Raw genomic sequence first — 7,635 nt, 5'->3', positions numbered from 1 at the left:
TCAGCCGGTGGAACAGGAGGTCGAGCACGGTGCGCGCCGCCCGCCGCCGCAGGGTGTTCCCGTCGCAGTAGAGCGCGTCCTTGCGGATGTCGAAGTAGAAGGCCGAGAGGTCGGTCGTCGCGAACTGGAACACCGCCTGGAACACGCCCTGGAAGTCGAAGGCGCGATAGCCCTCGCGGACCGTCGCGTCGAGCTCGGCCAGACGGTGCAACACCCAGCGTTCCAGCTCCGGCATCTCCGCCGCCTCGACCCGGTCGGCCTCGGTGAAGTCCGAGAGCGAGCCCAGCATGAAGCGCATCGTGTTGCGGAGCCGCCGGTAGCTGTCGGCGGTGCCCTTCAGGATCTCGGGTCCGATCCGCTGGTCGGCGGTGTAGTCGGCCTGCGCCACCCAGAGCCGCAGGATGTCCGCGCCGTACTGGTCGATCACCTCCTGCGGGGCGACGATGTTGCCGAGCGACTTGGACATCTTCATGCCCTTCTCGTCGAGCGTGAAGCCGTGCGTCACCACGTTGCGGTAGGGCGCGCGCCCGATCGTCCCGCAGGCCTGCAGGAGCGAGGAGTGGAACCAGCCGCGATGCTGGTCGGTGCCCTCCATGTAGACGTCGGCGATGCCGTCCTCGGTCCCGTCCGGCCGGTCGCGCAGGACAAAGGCGTGGGTCGAGCCTGAATCGAACCACACGTCGAGGATGTCGAAGACCTGTTCGTAGGCCTCGGGGTCGTGGTCGGGCGCGAGGAAGCGCGCCTTGGCGCCCGGCTTGTACCACGCGTCCGCGCCCTCGGCCTCGAAGGCGTCGAGGATGCGGGCATTGACCGCCGGATCGCGCAGGAGGAAGTCCGCGTCGCCCGGCTTGGCGCCGATCTTCACGAAACAGGTCAGCGGCACGCCCCAGGCGCGCTGGCGCGAGAGCACCCAGTCGGGCCGCGTCTCCATCATCGACCGCAGGCGGTTCTGCCCGGAGACCGGCGTGAAGGTGACGAGGTCGTTGATCGACTTCAGCGCCCGCGCGCGGATCGTGCGGCCGTAGTCGTCCTGCCCGTCGTTCAGGGGCACGTCGATGGCCGCGAACCACTGCGGGCGGTTCAGGCGGATGACGGGCGCCTTCGACCGCCAGGAATGCGCGTCGGAGATGGTGATGCGCTTGCGGGCGAGGAGCCTGCCCACCTCGACCAGCTTGTCGATCACCGCCTTGTTGGCGCCACCCGCCTTGCCGTCGTCGCGGATGATCCGCTCGCCCGCGAAGAAGGGAAGATCGGCGCGGAAGGACGAATCGTCGAGGATGTTGTGCGTCATGGCCAGGCCGTGCCTGCGCCCGATCTCGAAGTCGTCGTCGCCGTGGCTGGGCGCGGTGTGGACGAAGCCGGTGCCCGCGTCGTCCGTGACGTGCTCGCCGGGGAAGAGCGGCACGTCGTAGTCCCACTCTCCGCCCGCGCCCTCGGCGCCGCGCAGCGGATGCGCGCAGCTCAGCGCGCCGAGTTCATCGGCCGTCACGTCGCGCAGTCGGCGGTACATCGACGGCTCGAGCCGCATGGCGCCGAGCGCCTCCTCGGCCAGCGCGTCGGCCAGCAGGTAGCGGTCGCCGATCCGCGCCCAGCATTCCTCGGGGCGGCCGGTGATCTCGTAGAGCCCGTAGGCGATGTCCGGCCCGAAGCAGATCGCCCGGTTCTGCGGCAGGGTCCAGGGCGTCGTCGTCCAGATGACGACCTTCGCCGTGTCGAGGTCGGACGACGTCAGCGCGTGCAGCGACTCGTTGAAGGCCGTCGGCTCGTCGTCGAGAAGCGCCATCTTCTCGGACTTCGGCACCACGCGGAACGGAACCCAGACGGCGTCCGTCTGCCGGTCGTGGTATTCCACCTCCGCCTCGGCGAGCGCCGTCTTCTCGACCGGAGACCACATCACCGGTTTCGAGCCCTGGTAGAGCGAGCCGTTCATGAGGAACTTCATGAACTCCTCGGCGATCACCCGCTCGGCGTGGAAGTCCATCGTGAGGTAGGGATCGGCCCAGTTGCCGGTCACGCCCATGCGCTTGAACTCCGCGCGCTGGACGTCGATCCAGTGCTCGGCGAAGCGGCGGCATTCCTGGCGGAATTCGACCACGTCGACGGCGTCCTTGTCCTGGCCCTTCTCGCGGTACTGCTGCTCGATCTTCCACTCGATGGGCAGACCGTGGCAGTCCCATCCCGGCACGTAGCGCGCGTCATGGCCCATCATCTGGTGCGAGCGGACGATGATGTCCTTGATCGTCTTGTTGAGCGCGTGGCCGATGTGGAGGTTGCCGTTCGCGTAGGGAGGGCCGTCGTGCAGCGTGAACGGAGGACGACCGGCCTTCTCCCTCAGCCGGTCGTAGACGCCGATCCGCTCCCACCGGGCGAGCCAGTCGGGCTCGCGCTGCGGCAGGCCCGCGCGCATCGGGAAGTCGGTCTTCGGCAGGTTCAGCGTGTCCTTGTAGTCCACGCCCGCGGTCTCGTCGGCGCACATGGGCCGTGCTCCTTGTCTCGTCTGTCAGGTCGGGGGAATAACAGGGCGGTGCGAATGCTCAAGCACCTTGTCCCGGCGGCTCAGGAGGTGAGCGCCGGGCCCGTAATTCGAATGACGATGGCGAAGCTGCGCGTCATGGGATCAGCGTATAGGCGCGGGGCGGCGGCCCGTAAAGGCCCTCAGGCCGCGAAGAGCGAGCCCACGGCATAGGCGACCCCCGCCGCCGCGCCGCCTATGACCAGCGTCTCGAGCCCCGAGCGCCACCAGGGCGCGACCGACCAGACCGACTTGGCGGCGCCGATGGCGAAGAAGACCACGCCCGTCATTCCCGCCGAGACCGCGAAGGCGTTGCCGAAGCCCAGAAGGAACGGCAGGAGCGGCACGATCCCGGCTGCGAGGAATGCGAGGAAGGTCGCGACCGCCGCCCGCATCGGGTTCGGCTCCACCGGAGAAAGGCCGTATTCGTCGGTCAGCATCAGCTTCACCGCCGCGTCCCGGTTCCGGGCGATCTGTTCCGTCGCCCCCTCCAGCACCTCGCCCGACAGGCCCTTGCGGCGCAGGATCTCGCGGATCTCCCGCCGCTCGCCCTCGGGCGCCTCGGCGAGGTGGCGGCGCTCCACGATGGCGAGGCGGCGCGCGTCGTCGCGCTCGGCCTTGGTGCCGGAGTAATTCCCCGCGGCCATCGAGAAGCCGTCCGCCAGCACGTTGGCGAGACCGAGGGCCACGATGACATAGGGCGAGAGCCCGGCGCCCGCGACGCCCGCGACAATGGCGAAGGTCGTCACCGCGCCGTCGATCGCGCCGTAGACCGTGTCGCGCAGCCGCCCGCTTCCGGCGGGCGCGCCGATCCGGTCCTCGACCTCGCGCTGGCTGTGCCCGTGCTCGGGCGTGGCTTGGCGGCTGTCCATGGGCCGACCCTGCGGCCTCCGCGGGGCCCGCGCCTTGCGTCAGATCAAGCCGCGGGCGGCGCCGCGCGGGAAAGCGCGCGTTCGCGGAGCACGATGTAGAGCCCGGCCGCGATGGTCACGAGGATGCCGAGCAGCGCGAGGCCGTTCGGGAACTCGGCGAAGAGCGCGAGGCCGACGAGCGCCGCGATGGGGATCTCGAGATACTGCATCGGCGCCAGCGTCGCCGAGGGCGCGAAGCGCAGCGCCCATGTCATCAGGAGATGCGCGAACGATCCCGCCACGCCGAGCGCCACGAAGAGCGCGATGTCGGAGCCCCCGGGCGTGATCCAGCCCACGAGCGGCAACTCGCCCTGCACCGGCAGGACCGCAAGCGGCAGGAGCAGCGGCAGCGCGATCAGCGACATCGCGCCTTGCAGCGCCACCGGGTCGATCTCGCGCGCGATCTGCCGGGTGACGAGCATGAAGAGCGCGAAGACCACCGCGACGCCGAGCGGCAGGAGCGCGGGCCAGCCGACGGCGGCGAAGCTCGGCTGCACGACCATGAGCGTGCCGACGAAGCCCACCGCGCAGGCGCCGAGGCGGCGGGGCCCGACCTCCTCGCCGAGATAGAACCAGCCGAGCAGGAGCATGATGAAGGGCATGACGAAGGCGATGGCCACCGCCTCGGCGAGCGACAGGTAGCGCAGGGCGGCGAACATGAGCCCGATCCCCGCCATCTGCAGGAGCGTGCGCACGACCGTGAGACGTGCCACGCGCGCGGAGGGAAAGAGCGGCCGGCGCATCCAGAGCGCGACGGGCAGGAGAAGCACGGCCTGCGCGATGAAGCGCACGAGGACGAGCTGGGCGAGCGGGTAGCCCGCGCCGAGGATCTTGGCCAGCGCGTCGGCGAAGGGAACGATGGTGCAGAAGCCCAGCATCAGGACGATGCCGAGAAGCGGGCGGTCGACATGGAGAACGGGGGCGGCGGTGCGGCTCATCCCCCCGCTCTGGCACGGATCGCGCCGCTTGTCAGGGGCGCGGGTCCGTTTTCCGCGCGGAAAACGGCCGGAAAGGCCGGCCTTTCCGGCGGATCCGCCGGCGGATCCGCGCCGCCTCAGGGGTTGAGGTGGCTCCAGACCCGGCTGATGACGACCGAGCCCTCGCCGACCGCGCTCGCCACCCGCTTGACCGATCCCGCCCGCACGTCGCCGACCGCGAAGATGCCGGGGCAGGACGTGGCGTAGGCCGAGCCCGAGCCCGCCTCGTCCCCGGTCAGCACGAACCCCTTGTCGTCGAGCGCGACGTGCCCCGAGAGCCACCCGGTGTTCGGCGCGGCCCCCACCATCACGAAGACCGAGGGCGTCTCGAGCCGCCAGTCCTGTCCGCCCCCGTGGTCGCGGATCGTCACCGCCTCGAGGTGGTCCTCGCCGTGCAGGCAGGTCATCTCGGTCCGGTAATGGATGGTGATCCGCGGATGCGCCTCGAGCCGGTTCGAGAGGTAATGCGACATCGAGGCGGCGAGCGACCGCCCCCGCACCAGCAGGTGGACGTGCCGGGCCGTGCGGGCGAGGAACATCGCCGCCTGCCCCGCCGAGTTGCCGCCGCCGATCACCGCGACCTCGCTGTCGCGGCACCAGCGCGCCTCCACGTCGGTCGCGGCGTAGTAGATGCCCGCGCTCTCGAAATGGGCGAGCCGTTCGATGGGCAGCCGCCGGTACTGCACCCCCGTCGCCACGACGACCGAGCGCGCGCAGACGATCGCGCCGTCGTCGAGCGTGACGCGGAAGCCATCGGCGTCGGTCTCAAGCGCCGCGGCGCGGCGGGGCACGGCGAAGCGGGTGCCGAACTTCATCGCCTGGACCTCGCCGCGCCAGCAGAGGTCGGCCCCCGAGATCCCGGTTGGAAAGCCCATGTAGTTCTCGATCCGGCTCGACTGCCCGGCTTGCCCGCCGATGGCGAGATCCTCGACCACGAGCGCCGAGAGCCCCTCGCTGCCGGCATAGACCGCCGCCGCGATGCCCGCGGGCCCGCCGCCGACGATCAGGACGTCCACGCGGTCGCCCTCGTCGAAGGCGAGGTCGAGGCCGAGCCGGGCGGCGATGCTGCGCGGGGTCGCGTCGGCGAGGGGCTCGTCCTTGCCGAAGATCACGGCCGGCGCGCGGGGCGCGATCCCGCAGGCATGGGCCAGCGCCTCGGCCTCGGCCTCCGCCAGCGTGAGCGAGCGGAAGGGGATGCGGTTGCGCCCCGCGAAGCTCGCGATGGCCCGGATCGTGCGGTCGGCCTCCGCGCCGATGAGCGTGAGGCTGGCCCGTCCGCTCTCGAGGAGGCCGCGCCTCCGCGCGGCGAAGACGGTGATGACGATGTCCGACACCTCGGGGTTGCGGCGCATGAGCGATAGCATCTCGTCGCGGTCCACGCAGAGAAGCCGCGTGTCCCGGACCGCGCGCGCGCCGAGCATCATCGCGCCGCCCCAGAGGAAGGAGATGTCGCCGAAGAACTGCCCGGGCCCGAGCGTCGCCTCGCCGTATTTCTCGCCCGTCACCGGATCGGTCGCCGCAAGCTCTCCCTCGAGGACGTAGGCGAAGCGGTCCTGCGCCTCGCCGGTGCGGAAGACGAGGTCTCCCGCCGCGACGCGCTCCTCCCGGCCGACGCGGCGCATGGCGGCGACGTGTCCATCGGTGAGCGGCGTGCGCACCATCGTGCGGAGGTCCTGGGCCAGCGTTTCCATGTGTCACTCCCCCTGTGCGGCCCGAAGGCGGGCGATCTCGGCCTCCGTCTCGGCGAGCAGCGCGTCGAGATCGGGGTCGGGAATCCTCATGTCGTGCAGATGTGCGACGACATTGCGAAGATAGTCCGCGCTCGTCCCGAGGAAGCCCTCGCCGGTCGCGAGATAGCGCACCTGCTCGGCCCGGGTGATGCCGGGGCGCATCAGGGGGTCGGCGGGATCGGCGAGGAAGGTCAGCGCGCGGGCCGTCCCTTCCGCCGTCTCCACCGGCACGAAACGCGCGAGGTAGCCCGGACCGATCATCTCGCGGCGGAAGAGGATGTCGGTTTCCTCCTCGACCCTGGCGGCCTCGATCCGGAAGACGAGCCCGTCGCATCCGGTGCCGTGGTCGAGGGCGGCCATGAGGCCCGGACGCTCCGCAGTTCCGCGCCCGCCATGGACGTCGACGAGGATGAAGCGGCGCGCGTGGAGGGGCGCGCGGGCGCGGCGCACCTCGGCGAAGTCGAGCGCGGGGTCCCAGAGGAGCGAGCCGTAGGCGAAGATCAGGAGGTCGCCCGAATGGCCCCGCAGCGCCTCGGCGCGGAGCGCCTCGCGTTCCGCCTCGCCATGGAAGGGGAAGGTCACGGGCAGACCCTGGGCCGCGATGCTCTCGCGGACGATCTCGGTGGTGATCGTGCGGAAGAAGGACGCGTGGTGCGGCTTCACCTTGTCCCTGAGGCCGGGATGGTGGCGGAAGGGATCAGGCCTCATCGACCTTCTTTCCGAAGAGGCCGGTCAGCGCGCGGCGCACCAGCGTGGTGACGCTGGGCCTCCGCCCCTTGCCGAAGGGCAGCGGGCGGCAGACCTCCATCGCGGCGACGCCGACGCGGGCGGTGAGCGCGCCGTTCACCACGCCCTCGCCGAAGCGGCGGGAGACGCGCGACAGGACCGAGCCGCCGGCGACCGAGGAGATGAGGTCGTCGCCCACCGCGACGGCCCCCGTCGCCACGAGATGGGTCATCACCGCCCGCGTGAGGCGCCAGGCGCCGAGCGTGCCGGACCGCCCGCCGTAGATCTCGGCGATGCGGCGGATCATGCGCAGGTTCGCGGTCAGCGCGCCGATCACGTCGGCGAAGGCGAGGGGCACGAGCGCGGTGATCGTCGCCACCTGCCGCGCGGCGGCCTCGACCTCGCGCGCGGCGGCGGCGTCGAGGGGGGCGAGAAGCCGCGCCTCGGCCAGCGCGGTCAGGCCCCCGGCGTGGAAGCTCTCGTCGCGGTGGCGGGCCAGTTCCTCGCGGCCGAGGCGCAGCTCGGGGCGTCCGGCATAGAGCTCCGAAAGCCGGTCGGTCACGCGGCGCGCGGCGGCGAGATCGTCGGAGGACAGCGCCGCCTCGGCCTCGCGGTGGAGCGTGTCGAGCCGCCCGAGCCGCGCGAAAGCCGCCAGTTCGCGGAACGAGATGAGGAGGAGCGTGAGCAGCACCGCCGCGATCAGCCCCGTGGCGATCCAGCCGAGGACAGGGTTGGCGGCGAGAAGGCCCGTGACGAAGTCCCAGGCCGCGATGGAGAGG

General features: G+C 71.3%; 6 protein-coding genes. All 6 read right to left on the bottom strand.

Annotation, left to right across the window (positions count from 1 at the left end; all coding sequences use genetic code 11):
* The coding region (gene ileS / locus ACTS11_RS04225) for an isoleucine--tRNA ligase (RefSeq protein WP_442639096.1) at positions 1–2,476 on the bottom strand (2,476 nt) is incomplete at its 3' end.
* 179 nt (positions 2,477–2,655) lie between these two features.
* Positions 2,656–3,384: a VIT1/CCC1 transporter family protein gene (locus tag ACTS11_RS04220; RefSeq protein WP_442639095.1), complete on the bottom strand. Its 729-nt coding sequence runs from the start codon at positions 3,382–3,384 to the stop codon at positions 2,656–2,658.
* Between the two features lie 44 nt (positions 3,385–3,428).
* The gene (locus tag ACTS11_RS04215; protein WP_442639094.1) at positions 3,429–4,361 is read right to left on the bottom strand and encodes a DMT family transporter; all 933 of its coding nucleotides are present in this window, start codon (positions 4,359–4,361) and stop codon (positions 3,429–3,431) included.
* Positions 4,362–4,477: 116 nt separating this feature from the next.
* A complete protein-coding gene (locus ACTS11_RS04210; protein WP_442639093.1) occupies positions 4,478–6,091 on the bottom strand; it encodes an FAD-dependent oxidoreductase in 1,614 nt (537 codons plus the stop codon).
* A gap of 3 nt (positions 6,092–6,094) precedes the next feature.
* Positions 6,095–6,838: a gamma-glutamylcyclotransferase gene (locus ACTS11_RS04205; protein ID WP_442639092.1), complete on the bottom strand. Its 744-nt coding sequence runs from the start codon at positions 6,836–6,838 to the stop codon at positions 6,095–6,097.
* Positions 6,828–7,635, bottom strand: an 808-nt coding sequence (locus ACTS11_RS04200; RefSeq protein WP_442639091.1) for a YcjF family protein, incomplete at its 5' end; no start/stop codon positions are given. The genes ACTS11_RS04205 and ACTS11_RS04200, both read right to left, overlap by 11 nt.

The sequence above is a fragment of the Roseicyclus sp. genome, from assembly GCF_052168335.1.
Classification (GTDB): domain Bacteria; phylum Pseudomonadota; class Alphaproteobacteria; order Rhodobacterales; family Rhodobacteraceae; genus Roseibacterium.
This window is presented reverse-complemented; position numbering and strand designations above follow the sequence as displayed.